Raw genomic sequence first — 18,900 nt, forward strand, 5'->3', positions numbered from 1 at the left:
CGCACGGAGACCACCGACCAGATTGCGCCGCTGATTGGAGTCACGGGCGCGGTGATGCTGGAGCGGCATCCCGTGAAGCTCTGGGCGCCCTACATGCACGACCATGCGGTGCTGGTCTTCAAGTCGCTCCCGCGCCTGCGCATGGAGGTCCAGGACCCGGCGCAGCTTCATCAGCTCGTGGGCGGCGACGACTGGGTCCGGTACCTGGAGTTCCCCGTGGACAGGGGGTTCTACCTGCGGGACTTCTCGCTCAGCTACCACCTGGCCCATGGGGGCATCTCTGCGCTCTCGTTCACCCTCGAGGCGCCCGCGCCCATGCCCTTCAATCCCAACCCGCGACATTTCGCGCTCGAGCGGTGCCTGGCGACAGTCATCATCGACGCGCCGCAGACCGCGCGGCGGGATATCACCGTGGCGCACGAGGCGACCCTGGTCGTCGACAACCAGTGGCGCTTCCACGCGGTGGTCGACAGCCGGGAGCTGGTGATGGTCTCCGCGGTGCTGGACGCGGAGGCGGGGGTGCCTTTCGGCGCGCTGAAGCAGTCGCCCTTCCTCGCGAGAGCGGTGCCCCAGGCGCCCCATGCCGGTGATGGCGCCTGCACGGAGCATCACCTTCGCCTGGCTCGAGACCGCTTCTGGTTCAGGACTCGCCCGCCCTTCGACGATGCCGACGAGGACCGGGAGCAACGCGAGCTGAATTTCAACGTCGCCTACTGAGCGCGCACGGAGCCGACGATGCCCATTCGCATCCTGTCCTGGAACATCAAGAACTTCGGAACGCGGCACAACGTGAACCCGCCGCAGCAGGTGATTCTCGACACCGTGAATCCCGTCGGTGGCGCGAACTACGACGTCTTCGTCATCGTCGAGCCGAAGCTCGACAAGAGCCTGACCGTGGGGGACTTCGCGACGGGCAGCGGGAAGACGGCGACGTGGGCGCTGCGCACCGCGCTGCGCGCGCAATCGGCGGTGGAGTGGGAGGTCGTGCCGCCCATCAATCTGGGCAACGGTGACGGTCGCAACGAGGCCATCAGCGTCTTCTACAACGCGGACCTGCTGCACCTGGAAGGGCCCGCCCACATCGTCCACGCCCTCCCGTGGAGATGGCACACCGTGGGCGGAGGAGGCGGTGGCCCCAATCGTGGGACGGCGCGCGCCGCGGGTGGGACGTATACCGGCCGCTGGGGCTGGGCGGTCGGCGGTGGACAGCTCGAGTTCCCCGACGCGGGCGAGCGCCGCCCCTACCTCGTGCAGTTCCAGGAGATCGCCTCCGGGCAGTCCTTCCTGCTCATCGCCGCGCACTCGCCGAGCCCGGGGCCGAAGAACAGCGCGCCTGGAAAGAAGAACCGCTACGCCATCGAGGGGACCCGCAGGCTGGGCGTCATCCCCGAGGCGTCGACCGGGCGCGTGTTGCCGGTGGTGACGATGGGAGACTTCAACACCTGCTCGCGTCCGAACTGCACCGACTTCAAGTACGCCAACAACACCGGCGCGGTGGACACGATGGCGGGAATCGGGGCGCAGCTCTTCGCCGAAGGCGGGTTCAGCTCCGTCATCACCTACGTCAATGACCGACGCGCGCTCGCCCACGCGGCCTCCGTGTCGACGGCGGCGGCCCTGGCGGCGCTCCCTCCCGAGGACGAGGACGCGGTGCGCTTCGCGCTCTGGGCGGGCAAGAACGGCGTCGCCGTGGTGCACACGTGCAACGACCTGCCGGGCGTTCCCGTGGACCTCGTGGACGCGGTGGACACCGCGCGGAAGGACTGCCGGATTCGTGATGGTCTGGACGAGACGAACGCCCAGGCGCGCGCCACCGCGCTCGTCACGGCCATCGACAACCTCCGCCTGTCGCTCCCCCATGTGGGCATCCTGGCGGGCGACAGGGTGGAGTCGCTCTCCATCCGGACGCGGGTGTATCAGGCGCTGATAGCGGACGCCGCCGCGGCCTCGCTGGCCCACGCCGCGACGGCGGAGGAGGCCCACTGGGCGCTCGCCGCCGCCGCGCTGGGCAGGGCCCTGGACGACAAGGCGGATGCGGCGATTGTCGCCGGGCTCGCGGACCCGGCAGTGGGGGCCGAGCGGGTGAACCTCGACGCGGCCGTGACGGCGGCGGGGCTGGCGAATCCCGCGGCTCCGGTAGGGGACGGCGCCCTGGCGGCGAACATCGAAACCCAATCGGATGCGCTCGACACGGCGGTGTCAGCGCTCGTCAAGCAAGGCTACATCTCCGCGCTCTCGGTGCTCGAGGCCATGGTGCGGTCCCTGGACGTGCTCGCGGCGCGGGCCGTGGCCGTCACCGGAACCCAGGATGCCATCCGCTTCGCGCTGGTGGCCGGCCGGGTGGGGAACCTCGCGGCGGATGCCGCGGCGGACGGCGCGGGGGTGGCGGCAGTCAACACGGCGACCGTGAATCTCCGGACGTCCACCGCGGCCTGTGTCCTGCCTGGCTTGACGCTGCTCAACGCGCACACCCGCGCTCAGCTCGTGGCCACCCAGGCCACCGCGCTGCTGGCGACGACGAACGCGATGGCGCTCGCGGGGGCGCGTGAGGAGCTGTGCAGGGCGAGCAAACCGGTGGCTCCCGCGTCGCCTCGGGTGCGTGTGGAGTTGCTGTTGGAGATCGCCACCTGGGCGAATGGCATCGCGCAGGGGGTGCCCAACACCCACTCGGCGCGTCGCCACTCCTGGATTGCGGGGCTCGCGGCGCGGCACGCCGTGTTCACCGCCGCGGGCATTGTCGGGGCCGCGACTCAGTTGGGGGACGTGGCGCTCGCCTCGGAGCTTGCCCTGGAGGCGAACAACGCGGGAGGCGCCGCCGCCGCGCTCGCCGCACGCAATGCCATCACCGCGTTGCTGGGCTGCATCTACCGGACGCACATCTTCGAGACGCGCACGAGCTTGCGGAAGGGCGAGGCCATGTTCCGCAAGGTCAAGGGCGTCCACAGCTCGTACACGAGCCACGCCTATGACCACCTGCTGACGGTGGGCTTCACGGGCGTGAGCAACCCCCGCTTCGTCGACCTCTTCCTCACGCGCTTCCCGGACATGGCCACGGTGGCGCATGGGTCGTCGAAGCAGATCAAACGCGCGTTCGACAATGCGTTCCAGACCGCGTTCAACACCGTCTACGGCACGAGCGACCACCTCCCGATATCCATCGAGGTGACGCCGTAGCCGGAGGTCAGTCGTCGGAGACGTCGCCGAACGGGAGCCAGGGAGGGGCGACCTCGGGCTCCTCTTCGACGACGGGCTCGGCCTCCACTTCGGCTTCGGCTTCGAGGGTGCGCCGGACCTCGACCTCGAGCGTCTCGGTGCCATCCTCGTGCGGGATGACGTAGAGGCCAACCTCACGCGCGTCGAGGGGCACGTCGACGTTGTCGAGCACGACGTGGCCCTTGCGGTCGATATCCGTCTTGAAGGTCTTTCCGTCCACCATCTCCAGGGTGGCCGCCCGGGCCTCGAGGGGTGCGCAGGTCTCCGTCTCCACGAGCGTGAGCTCGCAGGTGCGGACCTGGCAGTGCTGAACGGAGGGGCGATGGGCGACGACGTCGGCCTGGGCTTGAAGCTGGGCGAAGCTCTCCTCGGGCTTGTCTTCGACGGGGGGCAGGCCGTGGAGGAGCGAGAAGACAGGGGACTTGGGCGGGGCTGCTTCCGGCATGGGGTCACCGCTCCTTGGAGAGTTCCGCCTGGGTGCGTTGGACGAGCAGCTCCGCCTTCGCCTCGAGCGGGAGCTGTCGTTGGGTCAGCAGGGCGCGGGCCCACGGGTACTTCGGGTCGTCCACGAACCCAGGCCCGAGCGCGAGGGTGACATTCACGTAGGTCCAGACGTGGGAGCGCTCACGAAAGCCGTGCCGCTCGGCGGCGGCGGAGGCCTCTTCGACCTGCTCACGAAACCGCTCGGGGCCCAGGTGCTCGGCTTGCTTCGGCCAGGCCGCGCGCGCCCGCGTGACGAGCGCGCTCGGTCCCCCGGAATCAGCGGCTTCGTCGAGTGCCAGCAACTGCGCGGAGCGGACGACGAACATGGGACCCGAGGTGCCTGAAGAAGACGACTGTCGCGACGGTGAAGACGTGTCTCAGTATCGACCCGAAGGGTGCGGCGGGCAAGGGGCCTAGCGCCGAGGAGGCAGGCCCGTCGAGAGCTTGGCGTTGTCCCGCCACAGGATGAGCTGTCCCGGCGGCGCCTCACAGCGCTCGATGCGGGGGCCATGCTCCGGATGCAGGGGAATCTCCGCGTGACGCCGGTGCTCGGGATTGATGCAGACCGCGCCCTCGGGACTCCAGAGGGCCTCCAGCAAGTCGGTGCGCTCGATGGCATTCTCCGCGTCCCGTCCAAAGCCATACGCGTCACGCTTGAGGATGCGCGTGCCCGTCTCCGTGTAGCTCTTGAGGTCCCCCTTGCCCACGAAGTACGCCGCGCGCTTCGCCTGGAGACAGGACCCATAGACAAACGCGCGCCGTGCGTCGGGCTCTCCCGTCTGGGAATCCCAGGGGCTGTAACCCCAATCGAGGCACGTGACGATGGCGCCGGACTCACACCCCAGCGTCGTGACGTTGGCGTCGGCGGTGACGGCCGCATTCAAGTCATCCACCACCCGGCCCGGCAGGATGCCCACCCGGCCCCGCGCGGCCCCGCCGCAGGGATTCGTCCAGGCTGGATGATTGCCATTGGGGTCCCTCAGCCGGTGCCGCACCTCGTACTTCTGGAGTCGGAACGGCGGGAGGAGCTTGTCGGATTCCACCGGGATGAGCTGGAACTCGAAATACGTCTCCTCGTCCGGCACGTTCCGGAAGAGCACCTCGAACGTGAAGCCCGCGAGCGCCGACCCCTGGAGGGTCTGGATGTCCTCCGGCTTGCTGCACTGCGCGCGCGAATGACAGTAGTTGACGACGAGCTGGTCACCCTTGCCCTGGATGCTGTGAATCGCCACGACGCTGGCGGGCGCACCCTGGGGCGTGCGCCCGAGCTGCCCCGGCAGCACCCCCCGGAGGGTCGGGGTGTAGAAGAACGTGCCCATGAGTCGGTCTCGTCCCTTGAGCACCACGTCCGCTGGCCCGCGGTTGACGAAGGACTCCGGGCAGAACCGGGACTCCGTCCCCTGCTTGAAGCAGAAGTCGCTCCCCTCGACGATGTAGATGCCCTGGCCGTTCGAGTTGTCCGGGATGCACTGCCCCGTCGGGCACTCCGGGGGTGCCAGCGGCTTCGCGTCCGTCTCCAGGGGCGGACATTCCTTGCCCTTGCACTCCGTGACGGGCAGCCGGGTCTCCGAGTCCGTCACGTACTTGTCGCCCACCGGGCTCGGGTCCGTCGGGGACGGCGGGAGCTGGATGGGCTTGAGGCAGGCGCTCGCGCCGAGGAGCGCCAGGGTCGCCAGCAGGATGGGGCCGGTGGTCCGGTGGGCTCCTCGTACGGGAGCCGCGATGTCGTCAGTCATGTTCCTCATGGTGCTGTCCCCTGATGTCTGTTGGTGCGGGCTCTCCATAGCGAGCGCCGTGCCATGCTTGAACGGACCCCCGACATTCCCGTCGCCCCTGGGCGGCCGTCCTCGCCCGGAGGCCGTGTCGGCTCCTGAAATGGCACAAACGCTGGCACCGTGCCGTGTGCCACGTCCTGGCGCGTATGATGGCGCGGCATGGAACACGATGGGTCGACGCTCCGGCCGAGTGGTGATGGAGGCGGGGGAGGGGCCTCGGACGCGGCGCGCGTTCCCGGGCTGGTGCGCCTCTTCGGCGGAGGGACGGCGCTGGCGGTGGTGCTCCGGATACCGCCCGAGGGGTTGGAGCTGGGGCGCGGCCCCCAGCTGGGCGACGTCCAGGACCCGAGGATGTCGCGGCGCCATGCCCAGGTCCGCTTCGACGGGAGGCACTTCCGGGCCGTCGACCTGGGGAGCCAGAACGGAACCTGGGTGGACGGGGAGCCGCTCGCTCCCGGCGCGCCCCGTGAGGTGCGCACGGTGCTCCGGATGGGGGACTCGCTCTTCGTGCCGAGCCTCGACGTGCGGCCCCTGGAAGTGCACGGCGTCGCGCTGGTGGATGGCTTCGTGCGGGGGCCCGGGGGACGGCGCCTGCTCGCGGAGGTGACTCGCGCGGCCGAGCTGGGCTTCTCGCTCCACATCCACGGGGAGAGCGGCGCCGGCAAGGAAGGCCTGGCGCGAGCCTTCCATCAGCACGGCCTCCGACGCGAGGGCCCCTTCGTCGCCGTCAACTGCGCCGCCATTCCGGAGGGCATCGCGGAGCGGCTCCTCTTCGGCGTCCGGCGCGGCGCGTACTCCGGCGCGGAGGCGGATGCCCAGGGGTACCTGCAGGCAGCCGATGGCGGCACGCTCTTCCTCGACGAGGTGGTGGAGCTGGACCTGTCCGTCCAGGCCAAGCTGCTGCGCGCCCTGGAGACGCGCGAGGTGCTTCCCCTGGGCGCCTCCAGGCCGAAGACGGTGGACGTGCACCTGTGCTCCGCGAGCAACAAGGACCTGCGCGCCCTGGTGGCCCGAGGGGGCCTGCGAGAGGACCTGTACTTCCGCATGGGCCGTCCGGAGGTGGTGGTGCCCCCGCTGCGCCAGCGTCCCGAGGAGCTGCCCCTGCTGCTCCAGCGCGAGGCGGAGCGCGTGGCCCCGGGGCTCGGGCTCCACGTCTCCCTGGTGGAGCAGTGTCTGCTGCGGCCCTGGCCGGGAAACATCCGCGAATTGCTGGTGGAGCTGCGTGGCGCCATCCAGGGCGCGCTGCTCCAGGTGGCCACTCGCGTGGAGGCTCGACACCTGGGCACCACCGCGGGGACGGCCTTCGGCCCCGGGAGCGCCACGTCCCCTACTGGCCCCGAGCCCAGGGCCGAGCCTCGCGCGGAGACGCCCGAGCCCCACGAGCGGGCCCGGCTCGAGGAGGCCCTGCGTCAGCAGGGAGGCAACGTGTCCGCCACGGCGCGCGCGCTCGGCCTGCACCGCACGCAGCTGCGTCGGCTGCTGCGCAGGCATGGGCTCGACGGCGCGGAGTCTCCCGAGCCGGAGTGAGCGCGCCCCCGCGCGTCCGGCTACCTCGCGCCCCAGTTCAGGTGCCAGCCCCACGCGTTGGCCTGGGTGGTGGTGATGCCCTCGGAGTAGACATAGACGCGGAAGCCCGCGGGAGACGGGGCGTAGACGGCCGTGGCGCCAAAGCTCCTCCAGTGGTTGCCGTTGCCACCCAGCGAGGTGAAGTACAGGGGGGGCGCGCCCAGGGCGCAGCTCGCTGTGTTCACGTCCAGGTAGATGCCGGCGGCGCCGTACTGCTGCCAGGCCGTGGCTCCCTGGGGCGTCTGGCCCGTGCAGAACGGCGGCTCGAGCACGTCGTTGGGGGCGGCCTGCCAGTTCAGGTGCCAACCCCACGCATTGGCCTGGGCGGTGGTGATGCCCGGGAAATGGACAAAGACGCGGAAGCCCCCGGGCGACGGGCTGTAGATGGCCGTGGCGCCATTGCTCCTCCAGTGGTTGGCGGTGCCACCCAGCGAGGTGAAGTACAGAGGCGTCTCGAACAGGGTGCAGCTCGATGTGTTCACGTCCAGGTAGATGTCGTCGGCGCCGAACTGCTGCCAGGCCGTGGTTCCCTGGGGCGTCTGGCCCGCGCAGAGCGACGGCCAATGCAGGTAGTTTTGGGTGGCCTGCCAGTTCAACTGCCAGCCCCACGCATTGGCCTGGGTGGTGGTGATGCCCGGGAAATAGACATAGACGCGGAAGCCCGCGGGAGACGGGCTGTAGATGGACGTGGCGCCAGTGCCCAACCAGTGGTTGCTGAGACCGCCCAGGGAGGTGAAGTACAGAGGAGTCGCGCCGAAGCCGCAGTGCGACGTGTTCACGTCCAGGTACATGCCGTCGGCGCCGAACTGCTGCCAGGCCGTCGTTCCCTGCGGCGTCTGGCCCGCGCAGTTGAGCGAGGGGGGGAACAAGGCATTCAGCGTGGTGATGTCGCTGGGGGGGAATTCCCCTGTCTCCACGGAGCGGAGGCGGGAGTCGCCGATGGTCGCCGTGGCGGGGGTGCCCGTCATCTGCCCAGAGGGGTTTCCATTCGACGGGAGCTCCTGCGGCTCCTGGGGTGCCCCACCGCAGCCGAGCATCAACAAGGTGCATCCCATTGCAATGACAATACTATTCGCGAACATCGTCATTCCTTTCTTGTGTCCTGAAGTTCTGGCGCCGCCGCATCGCGACAGGCCCTGTGAAGAAAGAGGAGCAGCACCTTCGCCAGGGCGGAGATGAGCAGCAGCCGGTCCACCTGCTTCACCGCATGCGCTGGCCCCGCGACTCCAGCGACTTCCGCCCTCATCCTTCAGCCCCCGCGCGTCCGGCTACCTCGCGGTCCAGTTCAGGTGCCAACCCCACGCGTTGGCCTGGGTGGCGGTGATGCCCTCGGAGTAGACATAGACGCGGAATCCCGCGGGAGACGGGCTGTAGACGGCCGTGGCGCCAAAGGTCCTCCAGTGGTTGCCGTTGCCACCCAGCGAGGTGAAGTACCGGCGGGTCGCGCCCAGGGCGCAGCTCGCTGTGTTCACGTCCAGGTAGATGCCGGCGGCGCCGTACTGCTGCCAGGCCGTGGTTGCCTGGGGCGTCTGGCCCGTGCAGAGCGGCGGCGACGGCGCGTGCAGGTCGTTGGGGGAGGCCTGCCAGTTCAGGTGCCAACCCCACGCATTGGCCTGGGCGGTGGTGATGCCCGGGAAATGGACAAAGACGCGGAAGCCCCCGGGCGACGGGCTGTAGATGGCCGTGGCGCCATTGCTCCTCCAGTGGTTGGCGGTGCCACCCAGCGAGGTGAAGTACAGAGGCGTCTCGTACAGGGTGCAGCTCGATGTGTTCACGTCCAGGTAGATGTCGTCGGTGCCGAACTGCTGCCAGGCCGTGGTTCCCTGGGGCGTCTGGCCCGCGCAGAGCGACGGCCAATGCAGGTAGTTTTGGGTGGCCTGCCAGTTCAACTGCCAGCCCCACGCATTGGCCTGGGTGGTGGTGATGCCCGGGAAATAGACATAGACGCGGAAGCCCGCGGGAGACGGGCTGTAGATGGACGTGGCGCCAGTGCCCAACCAGTGGTTGCTGAGACCGCCCAGGGAGGTGAAGTACAGAGGAGTCGCGCCGAAGCCGCAGTGCGACGTGTTCACGTCCAGGTACATGCCGTCGTCGCCAAACTGCTGCCAGGCCGTCGTCCCCTGCGGCGTCTGGCCCCAGCAGGTGATCGTGGTAGGGTCCGGGGAGAATTCCCCTGTCTCCACGGAGCGGAGGCGGGAGTTCGTGGTGGGGGTGCCCGTCATCTGCCCAGAGGGGTTTCCATTCGACGGGAACCCATGCGGCTCCTGGGGTGCCCCACCGCAGCCGAGCATCAACACGGTGCATCCCATTGCGATGACGATACTATTCGCGAACATCGTCATTCCTTTGAGTAGACAGGGCGCATGGCAGCGCCTGAATACATTTGCAGACAGTGTGCCACGGCGTCTTCGCGTGTCAGGCTTCTCTGTCATTCCAGGGTGCTGGAGGCTTTGCTGGCGCACGCGAAACCATTCCGCGATGCTCCAGGATGCGTCCGGCGAGAACGCAGATGCGTCCGGCGAGAACGCAGATGCGTCCGGCGAGGAAGCTCATGAGTCACCCTTCAAGTGGCCTGGCCGCGCTTGGGGAGCAGGCGGGACAGCTCGCGGTCCAGGGCGGCGGCGAAGCGCTGTTTGTCCTGGGCATTGAAGCCGCTGGGGCCGCCCGTCACGACGCCGCTCTCCCGCAACTCCTGCATGAAGTTCCGCACGGAGAGCCGCTCGGCGATGTTCTCCTCGGAGAAAAGCTCGCCGCGCACGTCCAGCGTCACCACGCCTCGGGGCACCAGCAGCGCCGCCAGGGGGATGTCCTGCGTGACGGCCAGGTCTCCCTTCTGCGCCGAGGTGGCGATGTGCTGGTCCGCCACGTCGAGCCCGGCGCCCACCTGCACGGTGGAGACGAACTCCGAGCGGGGCAGGTTCATCGACCGGTTGGCGACGAAGACCAGGGGCACCTTGAGGCGCTGCGAGGCGCGCAGGAGGATTTCCCGGACAGGGCCCGGACAGGCATCGGCATCGACCCAGATTTTCATTCTGAGGGGCATCCTCGCGTGGATTTCCAGGGCGATGCTCCGGAATCGTCGCGGGGTGCTGGAACGTCGACACGGCACGTCACCGCGTGGGTGGCGCTCACTGATGGACGGGGTGCGCACCGTCGCGGTGTGTCGCCGTGGACGAAGTGCTTGACGACGCGGGAGGGCGGCGCTCGGATGCGCGCCCATGTCCGAGCTGCTCACCCGCGCTGAAGCCTCGAATTACGCCGAAACCTCGCGGCATTCCGACGTGCTCGCCTTCATCGACGAGCTCTGTCGCCGCACGAAGCTCGCCCGACGGGTGGACTTCGGAAAGAGCGGTGAGGGCCAGCCGTTGGCGGCGCTCATCGTGAGTGACCGCAACTGCTTCACGCCGGAGCTGGCGCGCAAGCAGAAGAAGGTCGTCGTGCTGGTGGAGGCCAACATCCACTCGGGCGAGGTGGAGGGAAAGGAGGCGGTGCTCGCGCTCGCGCGTGATTTGACGCTGACGAAGCTGGGCGCGAAGTTGCTCGACAGGCTGTGCCTGGTCCTGGTCCCGAACTTCAACCCGGACGGCAATGACCGCATCAGCCCCAACAACCGCAAGCTCAACCTCAAGAGCCTGGAGGGGCAGGTCAACCCCGAGGGCGGCGTGGGTACGCGCTACACGGGCGAGGGGTGGAACCTCAACCGCGACAGTACGAAGCAGGAGGCGCCGGAGACGCGCGCCATGGCGAAGCTGCACCAGGCGTGGTGGCCGGAGCTGTTCATCGACTGCCACACCACGGACGGCAGCATCCACGCGTTCGATTTGACGTTCGACACCTCGCACTCGAACGAGCCGCTGTTCCAGGAGCTGCGCGACTACAACCGGGCGATGCTGGAGCGCGTCGCCGAGTCCGTGAGCAAGCGCCACGGGTTCGAGAGCTTCTGGTACGGCAACTATCGGGAGGAGGATGTACCCGCCTCGGGTTGGCACACGTACCCGGCGCTGCCGCGCTTCGGCAGTCACTACCGGGGGCTGCTCGGGCGGCTCGACGTGCTTTTGGAGACGTACAGCTACATCGACTTCCCGCGCCGCTGCGCGGTGACCCGGGCGTGGTTGCTGGAGCTGTTCCGCGAGGCGGCCCGGAGCGCGAAGGCGTTCCACTCCGTCACGGAAGGCCAGCAGCGGGCCATCATCGCGCGCGGGACGACGCCGGACCTCCAGACGCAGGTGGGCATCAACTACGGAGTCGCCACGCGGGATGCGCAGGGTGCGCTGACGTTCGACTACCCGGCGTATGCGAAGGACGGGGACCTGGCGCGCATCCAGGCGTTCGACGAGAAGAGCATCGCGGAGCATCGGTTCCCCGGGAAGAAGCGCCGCGTCTACCGCGTGCCGCACCAGCGGACGTTCATCCCGACGCAGGCGGTGAGCACTCCGGAGGCGTACCTGGTGCCGGCGGAGCTGGCGCCTCGGCTGGAGGGACACGGGATTCGATTCGAGGTGCTCCCGAAGGCGCGCCACTTCCTGGTGGACAGCTACCGCATCGCCCGGCGCGAGGAGACCTTCAGTCCCGACGTGGCGGCGAACGTGCCCGCGCTCGGTGAGGCGGAGGTGCCGCTGAGCCAGAAGCCCAAGCCGGTGCGCTTCGAGACGGTGCTGACGGTGTCTCCCGAGCGGACGACGCGCGAGTTCGCGGAGGGGACGCTCTACGTGCCCACGGCGCAGCGTGCGGGCACGCTGGCCGTGTACCTGCTGGAGCCGCACTCGGACGATGGCTTCTGCCGGTGGCAGTTCCTGGACAAGCTGCTGGAGGTGGGCGGGCTCCATCCCGTGCACCGGGTGGTGCGTCCCGCTCCGGCTCCGAAGAAGGCGGAGTGAAGCGGGAGGCACTGGAGCCCTGACGTCGGTGGGGGCTCCAGCACGCTGACAGGGCAGTCCGGGCGATTGAATCCCAGAATCCTGGGATGGCCCCGCCCTGTGGCTCTTTCCTACCGTCCTGGTCCTCTCAAGGAGGGGACAATGTCGAACATGAAAGAGTTGGGCGCGGCGCTGGCGTGGTTCGCGCTGGTGGGAGTCATGGCTTGTGGCGGATTCACGGGGGACCGTCCTGTCGGCTTGGAGGATGAAGAGGGTGTCTCACAGGAGCTGTCGGCGTGTTCGGCCACGTGTGCCAGCGGAGGCTCGGTCAGCTGTCCGGGGGGGACCACCTCGTGCTCCGCCAGTGACAACTCGGGAGTGACGTGCAACGGAGTCTTCACCGCGTGTCCCACGGTGCCTCCGGCATGTGTGGGCCTGCCCACTTGTGAGAGCCGGGCTGGGAAGACCTGCCCCGCGACCGGCGACATTGCTTCCTGCTGTTACTCGTCGGGCGCACCTGGCGAATGTTGGTGCTCGCTCAGTCGTGTGTTTGTCTGTTCGCGGACGTAGGGACAGGGCCATGCTCGGCGGGAGATGGAGCGGCTCCCGCCGAGCCGACTGCACAAGATTCGGGACTTGACCGGAAGCGGCGGTGCCCCCACCACCGCGAGGGCGGCGCGGTGAACGCTTGCCTGGAATCTCGCGTCAGAGTCCGTGAGGAATTGAATCCGGAGCCCGCGCCGAGCCACAGTCCAGGGCTCGAAGGGGAGGTGCCCGTGAGGAAGTCCGCCGGACTGAGTCTGTTGTTGATGATGGGCGTGGGCTGCGCGCATTCGTCCGGGAAACCGAAAGACGTGGTCTCCACCGTGGGCGCCATGGCCTCCCAGGAGCTGTCCCTGCGCGCGGACAAGGCCTACGACGCCGAGGACTTCGCCACCTGTGCCGACCTTCGTCGCCGGTCCGCGGAGGCCGTGACGGACGCCGACCTGCGCTCGGAGGCGTACTACTCCGCCGCGAGATGCTCGGCCCTCGGAGGTCGCCCCGATGACGCGCTCGCCTTCCTGAAGCGGGCCGCCGATAGCGGCTTCCTCTCCGTGGAGCAGCTCCAGTTCGACCCGGAGCTGGCTTCGCTCCACTCGCTGCCGGGCTGGACGGAGGTGGTGTCGGGCGTCCAGGCCAATCTGGACAAGGCGGGAGTCACCCCCATGCCCCTCCCCGTGCTCGCGACCATCGACGTGTCACGCACGCGCCGCGCCGACGCGGCCTCGGTCATCCAGATGCTCGGCCTGGAGGTGGGAAAGCCCGTCGTCGGCAGCCGATATCTCTTGAAGAAGCGGGAGGCGGCGCTGCGCCAGCGATTCAACCTCGCCTATTCCCACGTGGGCATCATCGCCTTCTTCGCGGAGGACTTGAAGGGACAGGCCTTCGCCAGCGTGGACCTGGTGGACGCCGAGGATTCGCATCGCTTGAGCTTCCTCCCCGTTCCCACCGGACACGTGGAGGACCCAGAGGGACTCATCGCGCAGTGGCTGGAGTACAAGGACAAGGTGGTGCACATGCTGCGCAGCGGCGCCCTGAACTCCGAGGGGCCACCGTCCTGTCGCATTGCCCACTGCATCTTCGGCTTCGGCCACCCGGAGCTCGCGCCCTATGAGCCGCGCTTCGTCGAGAAGGCGCCCGCTGCTCGGGAGGCGCTGCTGCGCCTGCTGCGCGAGGACGCCGATTCTACCCGCCGCGCGGCGGTCCCCTTCGTGCTGGGCTATGCCGGCACGCCGGAGCAGGTCATCGGGTGGCTGGTGCCCTTCTTCAAGGACCCGGACTCCTCCGTGCGCAACAATGTCGTCCGCTCCGTGCTGGCCTTCCAGGGCGGACTGGACCGGCCCGTCGTCGACCTGTCCGTGGCCTTCGATGCGATGGCGATGCCCGACGTGTCGGACCGGAACAAGGGCACCTACCTGCTGGAGACGGTGCTCGTGAAGCTCACCCCCGACGCGCTGAAGGCCCGCCGCGCGGAGGTGCTGCAGAAGGTCGGCACGCTGCTCGTGGACATGTCGGCCTACCAGCAGCCCATCAACCGCGAGCCCGCGGTGAAGGTGCTCCGGCTGCTCTCCGGCGAGGACTTCGAACGTCCCGAGCAATGGAAGCAGTGGTTGTCTCGCCAGGGCGACTGAGCGCCGCTCCATTCATCCCCGCCGCCAAGCGGTTCATCCCCGGACTCGTGGAAGCTGTCCCCGAGGCCCGCTACCCTTGCCGACCATGCGTGACGAGGAGACGGCGAGGCCCCGGGCTGGCGAAGTAGCCCCCCTGCCATCGTGGGCCGTGTGGCTGGGGGCCCTGGGCTGGTGGCTCGCGGATGCGCTCATCTCCGTGAGCCAGGTCCAGCTCCTCCAGCGCATCGGCCAGGTGAAGGTCGTCGAGGCCGAGCTGTGGCGCATGTCCCTGGTCAGCTCCCTCTTGTGGGTGCCCATCACCGTGATGTGTCTGCGCCTGTCCGAGCGCGTCCCCCTGACGCGCCGACGTCCGCTCCCCGCCCTGGGCATCCACCTGGGAGCGCTGCTCTTCGTGGTCCTCGGGAGGGCGACCTTCGTCGTGCTCACCCAGGACTTCATCGGCTGGTACGAGCGCGAGCCGCGCGTGCTCGACGTGCTGGCCCAGAGCGTCGTCAACAACCTGCTGCCCTTCGTGCTGCTGACCGCGGGTGCCCATGCCCTGGGACTCGCGCGCAGGGCCCACGTGCGCCAGCGTCGCGCCGACCAGCTCCAGGCGCAGCTCGCGGAGGCGCGGCTCCAGGCGCTCGCGTCGCAGCTCCGGCCGCACTTCTTGTTCAACGCGCTCAACGCCGTCGCCTCACTGGTGCACGTGGACCCGGACGCGGCGGAGCGCATGCTGGCGCGCCTGGGAGACCTGCTGCGTCACAGCCTGGATTCCCACGGCCGGCAGGAGGTGACGCTGCGCGAGGAGCAGGCGGCGCTCGCGCCCTACCTGGACATCGAGCAGATCCGCTTCGGCCCCCGGCTGGAGGTGGCCTGGAGCCTGGCGCCGGAGGTGCTGGAGGCGCGCGTGCCCTATCTGTCGCTGCAGCCCCTGGTGGAGAACGCCATCCGCCATGGCCTTGCACCGCGCGCGGAGCCGGGGCGGATTGAGATCTCCGCCGAGCGGGAAGGAGATGTGCTGCGGCTGTTCGTGAGGGACGACGGAATGGGGCCGCCCGTGGGAGGCCCGGCGCGAAGCGGCGGCGTGGGCCTGTCCAACCTGCGTGCACGACTCGCGACGCTCTATGGGGGCCGGGCCGGGCTGGAGCTTCGGCCGGGGTCTCCTCGGGGCGCGGTGGTGGAGCTTCGCGTGCCGCTCGACGCGGAGCCGAGGGAAGCTCGGGTGGCGGCATGAGCACCGAAGCCGTGGAGCCAGGGCTCCTTCGCGTGGCGCTCGCGGATGACGAGCCCCTGGCCCGCTCCCGCCTGCGCGCCTTGCTGGCGGCGGAGCCGAACGTGGAGGTCGTTGCGGAGGCGGCGAGCGGCGCGGAGGCGGTGCGCGCGGTGCTCCACGCGTCGCCGGACGTGCTGCTCCTGGATGTCGAGATGCCCGCGGGCGACGGCTTCGAGGTCCTCCGCGCGCTGCCTCCAGAGTCGCTCCCGGTGGTCGTCTTCGTCACCGCGTGGCAGCACCACGCCGTGCGCGCCTTCGAGGCCCAGGCGCTGGACTTCCTGCTCAAGCCCTATGACAAGGAGCGCTTCCGCGCCGCGCTCGGCCGAGCCCGTGAGCAGGTGCGCCTGGTGCGGCGCAGCGAGGCCGTGGCCCGTCAGGAGGCCCTCCTTTCAGGACTGGCGCTGGCGGAGGCCCCGTTGCGCCGCCTGCCCGTCAAGGTCGACGGACGCATCCTCTTCGTGGACTGCTCCGCCATCACCCACGTGGAGTCGGAGGCCAACTATGTGCGCGTCCACGTGGGCGGTGAGCAGCACGTGCTGCGCGAGACACTGACGCACCTCGAGGAGCGCCTGGACCCGCGTCGCTTCCTGCGCGTGCACCGCTCCGTGCTCATCAACCTGGACCAGGTGCGGGAGATGGAGCCGCTCTCCCAGGGCGAATACCTGCTCGTCCTCGGCCCGGATGCCACCGCCGTGCGCACCGGTCGCAGCCATCGCGCTCGCGTGGAGTCCGCGCTCGGGCTGGGCTCCGGGTCCTGAGGGTACGCGCCGAGGCGCGTCCCCGGGCCGCTCCCGTCCAGCCCTCACGCCGCTCGCTTCATCCCCGCTTCCCGGACAGCGCCTCGCGACACGCGTACCTCTTCGGCCATGGTGGGAGCGACCTCCACTCCTCCCGCCACATCCCGAGAGGAATCCGTCATGTCATCGTCCTTCCGTCGTCTCCCCGTGGTGCTCGCGGCGCTGTCGCTGGGGCTCGCCACCTCCGCCGCGGCCTCCGCGCCTCGCACGCCCGAGGTGTTCGCTCCCGGCTTCGTCTCCCTGCCCGAGCAGGAGGAGTGGCGCATCGCCTTCACGCCGGACGGCCGCACCGCCTTCTGGGGCGTGAGCCCGGGCTTCTTCCCCGAGACGCGCCAGGCCACCATCGTCTACTCCGAGCTGCGCAACGGCCGCTGGACGCAGCCCCGCCCGGCGCCGTTCTCCGGCGTGCACTCGGACATCGACCCCTTCGTCTCGCCGGATGGGCGCCGCCTGTTCTTCTCCTCCATCCGTCCCGTCAACGGCGCGCCCCGTGAGGATGTGGAGATGTGGGTCGTCGAGCGTCGCGGGGACGGCGGCTGGAGCGAGCCCCGGCACCTGGGCGCCGCGGTGCACAGCCCGGCCGACGAGCTGTACCCCAGCGTCGATGAGGACGGCACGCTGTACTTCGGCTCGGACCGGGAGGGCGGCTTCGGTGGCTGGGACGTGTGGCGCTCGAGGCTCCGCGCGGATGGCGCCTACGGGCCCGCGGAGAACCTGGGGCCCGCCATCAACACCGAGCTGTGGGAGTTCAACCCGAGCATCCTCCCCGACGGCGACACGCTGCTGTTCGCCTCCATCGGCCGTCCTGACGGCTACGGCTACGGCGACCTCTACGTCGCCTCGCGCACGTGGCGCGGCTGGCAGCCGGCGCGCAACCTGGGGCCGACGGTGAACACCGACCTGGACGAGTACCACCCGACGCTCTCGCCGGACCACCGCACGCTCTACTTCGTGCGGCACCAGTACGAGCCGTTCCTCCCCAGTGAGCTGTTCCACGTCAACGTCGGCCGGCTGCTCTCCGACGCCGGCTCCTGTGACTGACGACTCTTCACGCGTCTCCGCCCGGTGCCATGGGACTTCCGGGCGGAGGCGCGCCGTCGCTCAGTGCGTCTCGAGGCGGAGGTTGTCCAGCGCGAGGTCGGGTTGGCCGGCGGGGAGGTCGACGAAGAACGCGACGGGCCGCGCGGCGCCGAGCTGGAAGTTCGCGCGGGCGCGTCCTGCAATCGAATTGCAGCTCGTGCGCAGCTCCCGGTCGTCGGAGGTGAGGAAGCCGCACGTCACCCCCCGCGTGTCACGTGACGCGTCGAACCCCACCGTCCACGTGCGGCCCGAGACGAGCGCCTGTCGCGTGGCGATGAGCCGCTGCCCTCCTCGTATGAGTGCCGCGAAGCGCGAGGTCGGAGACTGCGTCCATGTCGCCGGGACGGGCGTGCGAGCCCCAGGCTCCAGGATGCCCATCCCCACGCGCTGTGAGCGGCTCTCGAAGCCATTGACCAGCGCATCCCCGACGACGACGAGCTCCGTCACGGCGAACGCCCCCGAGCCCTCCGCCGAGGAGAGCCGCAGCGACTGGAGGCCCCCGGAGCTCGCGACGAAGGCCGTGGCGACCAGGCCCGCGGCCTCGCCTGGGAGCGCGGTGGGACTCGCGCCGCTCACGAGCACCTGGCTTCCCAAGGTCAGCGTGACGAGCGGGGAGGTGTCCTCCAGCGCCTGGACGCGCACCGACACGCGATACGTCATGCCCGCGACGACCTCCGCCGAGGGCAGGGAGAGGGAGTCATCCCGGCCGACGGGGAGCAGGGGCTCATTGGGGAAACGCGAGCGCTCCCAGGCGGTGCACGACGCCGCGGCACAAGGCCACGGCTTGGGGAAGGGCAGGGTGCTCTGCGTGGCTCCTCGCAACAGCCACACGTCGTGGGCGAGCCAGAGGTTGGGATTGGGGAACAGTCCTGGTGTCCGGGTGTCGCAGACGTCCTCCGGGCGTCGTGACTCGACGAGCTTCCGGGTGAAGGCCAGCCGTGCATAGCCCAGCCCGGCGTCACCGGGGGCGCGGGCGGTGCGCGCGGGGTCCTCGCAGAGGAAGTCGTAGTTGTGCGCGGAGAACACCCAGTTCGCCCAGACGGCGACGGGCCCGAGCAGCTCCTGTGTACCCAGGCTCTCGTTGCGCTGCGTGACACCGGAGCCGGAGGAGCCGTGGCAGCCGTGCAGCTCCGTGAGCCGCGCGTCGGTGCCGAACCCCGACAGGCCCAGAGACACGCGGGGCCGGGCCGGGTTCTTCCAGGGCGTGGAGAGCAGCGGCAGGAGCTGGTTCGCTTCGTAGTAGTGGTAGTTCTGCGCGGGGTCGTAGTTGATGTAGCGCGTGTAGCGCTGCCAGAGGTCGGAGCTCCGGTCCTCCGGAATCGAGTAGACCTCGTGGGCCCACGCCATGGACACGGGGACTCCCACGCCCTCCGAATCGGCCACGCCGAGGTAGTCGTAACGGCAGCCAGGGCTCGTGTCGCCGCAGTCCAGCAGCGCCGTGTCCGCGCGCGGCAGTGACGCGGGGCACTGGTAGTTGCCGAACGAGTCGCCGCAGCGCGCAATCACCCGGCACTGGTATGACGACGTGCTGTAGCCCTGGCCCAGGGGGCGCCGCTGGTAGCCGGGGAACGTGCCCGACAGGCTCTCCGAGGTGGCCTCCCACTCCACGTCCGCGGCACTCATCGGGTCATACATGCGCACCTCGAGCGGCTGGTTCGCCGGGTCCCAGACGCTGTGCCGGTCCAGGCAGTGCGCGGCGGTGAT

15 protein-coding genes are annotated in these 18,900 nt (G+C 69.6%); 8 read left to right on the forward strand and 7 right to left on the reverse strand.

Features of this window, described 5'->3' with window-relative positions; translation table 11 throughout:
* Together ACN469_RS36005 and ACN469_RS36010 are read left to right on the forward strand one after the other, a co-directional pair.
* Positions 1-717, forward strand: a 717-nt coding sequence (locus tag ACN469_RS36005; protein ID WP_498775617.1) for a hypothetical protein, incomplete at its 5' end; no start/stop codon positions are given.
* A gap of 18 nt (positions 718-735) precedes the next feature.
* Positions 736-3,174, forward strand: coding sequence for a hypothetical protein (locus ACN469_RS36010; protein WP_498775619.1), 2,439 nt, complete (start codon positions 736-738; stop codon positions 3,172-3,174).
* A gap of 7 nt (positions 3,175-3,181) precedes the next feature.
* Here the strand turns inward: ACN469_RS36010 and ACN469_RS36015 are convergent, their stop codons facing one another.
* The 3 genes from ACN469_RS36015 to ACN469_RS36025 all read right to left on the reverse strand — a co-directional run bounded on the left by ACN469_RS36015 (position 3,182) and on the right by ACN469_RS36025 (position 5,432).
* Positions 3,182-3,658, reverse strand: a complete 477-nt coding sequence (locus tag ACN469_RS36015; protein WP_498775621.1) for a hypothetical protein — start codon at positions 3,656-3,658, stop codon at positions 3,182-3,184.
* A gap of 4 nt (positions 3,659-3,662) precedes the next feature.
* A complete protein-coding gene (locus tag ACN469_RS36020) occupies positions 3,663-4,022 on the reverse strand; it encodes a hypothetical protein (protein ID WP_498775623.1) in 360 nt (119 codons plus the stop codon).
* Positions 4,023-4,109: 87 nt separating this feature from the next.
* Positions 4,110-5,432, reverse strand: coding sequence for an ADYC domain-containing protein (locus ACN469_RS36025; RefSeq protein ID WP_498775625.1), 1,323 nt, complete (start codon positions 5,430-5,432; stop codon positions 4,110-4,112).
* Between the two features lie 198 nt (positions 5,433-5,630).
* Here ACN469_RS36025 and ACN469_RS36030 point away from each other — a divergent pair, with 198 nt between their 5' ends.
* Positions 5,631-6,998, forward strand: coding sequence for a sigma 54-interacting transcriptional regulator (locus tag ACN469_RS36030; protein ID WP_498775627.1), 1,368 nt, complete (start codon positions 5,631-5,633; stop codon positions 6,996-6,998).
* Between the two features lie 20 nt (positions 6,999-7,018).
* On the opposite strand, the gene ACN469_RS36035 is transcribed toward ACN469_RS36030, so the two are convergent.
* The 3 genes from ACN469_RS36035 to ACN469_RS36045 form a co-directional block, all read right to left on the reverse strand.
* A complete protein-coding gene (locus tag ACN469_RS36035) occupies positions 7,019-8,119 on the reverse strand; it encodes a hypothetical protein (protein ID WP_498775629.1) in 1,101 nt (366 codons plus the stop codon).
* A 186-nt stretch (positions 8,120-8,305) separates the two neighbouring features.
* Positions 8,306-9,373 (reverse strand): hypothetical protein, encoded by a 1,068-nt coding sequence (locus ACN469_RS36040; RefSeq protein WP_498775631.1) that lies wholly within the window; start codon positions 9,371-9,373, stop codon positions 8,306-8,308.
* A 227-nt stretch (positions 9,374-9,600) separates the two neighbouring features.
* The gene (locus tag ACN469_RS36045; RefSeq protein ID WP_498775633.1) at positions 9,601-10,068 is read right to left on the reverse strand and encodes a YaiI/YqxD family protein; all 468 of its coding nucleotides are present in this window, start codon (positions 10,066-10,068) and stop codon (positions 9,601-9,603) included.
* A gap of 187 nt (positions 10,069-10,255) precedes the next feature.
* Here ACN469_RS36045 and ACN469_RS36050 point away from each other — a divergent pair, with 187 nt between their 5' ends.
* The 5 genes from ACN469_RS36050 (at position 10,256) to ACN469_RS36070 (ending at position 17,157) form a co-directional block, all read left to right on the forward strand.
* Positions 10,256-11,914, forward strand: coding sequence for a M14 family metallopeptidase (locus tag ACN469_RS36050; RefSeq protein ID WP_498775635.1), 1,659 nt, complete (start codon positions 10,256-10,258; stop codon positions 11,912-11,914).
* 755 nt (positions 11,915-12,669) lie between these two features.
* On the forward strand, positions 12,670-14,064 hold the full coding sequence (locus ACN469_RS36055) for a HEAT repeat domain-containing protein (RefSeq protein WP_498775637.1): 1,395 nt from the start codon (positions 12,670-12,672) through the stop codon (positions 14,062-14,064).
* An 85-nt stretch (positions 14,065-14,149) separates the two neighbouring features.
* The gene (locus ACN469_RS36060; RefSeq protein ID WP_498775645.1) at positions 14,150-15,280 is read left to right on the forward strand and encodes a sensor histidine kinase; all 1,131 of its coding nucleotides are present in this window, start codon (positions 14,150-14,152) and stop codon (positions 15,278-15,280) included.
* Positions 15,277-16,077, forward strand: a complete 801-nt coding sequence (locus ACN469_RS36065; protein WP_498775639.1) for a LytR/AlgR family response regulator transcription factor — start codon at positions 15,277-15,279, stop codon at positions 16,075-16,077. The genes ACN469_RS36060 and ACN469_RS36065 overlap by 4 nt, the downstream gene beginning before the upstream one ends.
* A gap of 159 nt (positions 16,078-16,236) precedes the next feature.
* Complete coding sequence (locus tag ACN469_RS36070; protein WP_498775641.1) at positions 16,237-17,157, forward strand: TolB family protein; 921 nt, start codon at positions 16,237-16,239, stop codon at positions 17,155-17,157.
* Between the two features lie 60 nt (positions 17,158-17,217).
* On the opposite strand, the gene ACN469_RS36075 is transcribed toward ACN469_RS36070, so the two are convergent.
* On the reverse strand, positions 17,218-18,900 hold a 1,683-nt coding region (locus ACN469_RS36075), incomplete at its 5' end, for a hypothetical protein (RefSeq protein ID WP_498775643.1).

Source organism: Corallococcus terminator (assembly GCF_049194865.1).
In the GTDB taxonomy this organism is placed as follows: Bacteria; Myxococcota; Myxococcia; order Myxococcales; family Myxococcaceae; genus Myxococcus; species Myxococcus terminator_A.

Excerpts from the sequence above, each read along its gene's own strand:
- ACN469_RS36010 (WP_498775619.1), top strand. The coding sequence starts at position 736 with ATGCCCATTCGCATCCTGTCCTGGAACATCAAGAACTTCGGAACGCGG.
- ACN469_RS36015 (WP_498775621.1), bottom strand. The coding sequence starts at position 3,658 with ATGCCGGAAGCAGCCCCGCCCAAGTCCCCTGTCTTCTCGCTCCTCCAC.
- ACN469_RS36020 (WP_498775623.1), bottom strand. The coding sequence starts at position 4,022 with ATGTTCGTCGTCCGCTCCGCGCAGTTGCTGGCACTCGACGAAGCCGCT.
- ACN469_RS36025 (WP_498775625.1), bottom strand. The coding sequence starts at position 5,432 with ATGACTGACGACATCGCGGCTCCCGTACGAGGAGCCCACCGGACCACC.
- ACN469_RS36030 (WP_498775627.1), top strand. The coding sequence starts at position 5,631 with ATGGAACACGATGGGTCGACGCTCCGGCCGAGTGGTGATGGAGGCGGG.
- ACN469_RS36035 (WP_498775629.1), bottom strand. The coding sequence starts at position 8,119 with ATGTTCGCGAATAGTATTGTCATTGCAATGGGATGCACCTTGTTGATG.
- ACN469_RS36040 (WP_498775631.1), bottom strand. The coding sequence starts at position 9,373 with ATGTTCGCGAATAGTATCGTCATCGCAATGGGATGCACCGTGTTGATG.
- ACN469_RS36045 (WP_498775633.1), bottom strand. The coding sequence starts at position 10,068 with ATGAAAATCTGGGTCGATGCCGATGCCTGTCCGGGCCCTGTCCGGGAA.
- ACN469_RS36050 (WP_498775635.1), top strand. The coding sequence starts at position 10,256 with ATGTCCGAGCTGCTCACCCGCGCTGAAGCCTCGAATTACGCCGAAACC.
- ACN469_RS36060 (WP_498775645.1), top strand. The coding sequence starts at position 14,150 with ATGCGTGACGAGGAGACGGCGAGGCCCCGGGCTGGCGAAGTAGCCCCC.
- ACN469_RS36065 (WP_498775639.1), top strand. The coding sequence starts at position 15,277 with ATGAGCACCGAAGCCGTGGAGCCAGGGCTCCTTCGCGTGGCGCTCGCG.
- ACN469_RS36070 (WP_498775641.1), top strand. The coding sequence starts at position 16,237 with ATGTCATCGTCCTTCCGTCGTCTCCCCGTGGTGCTCGCGGCGCTGTCG.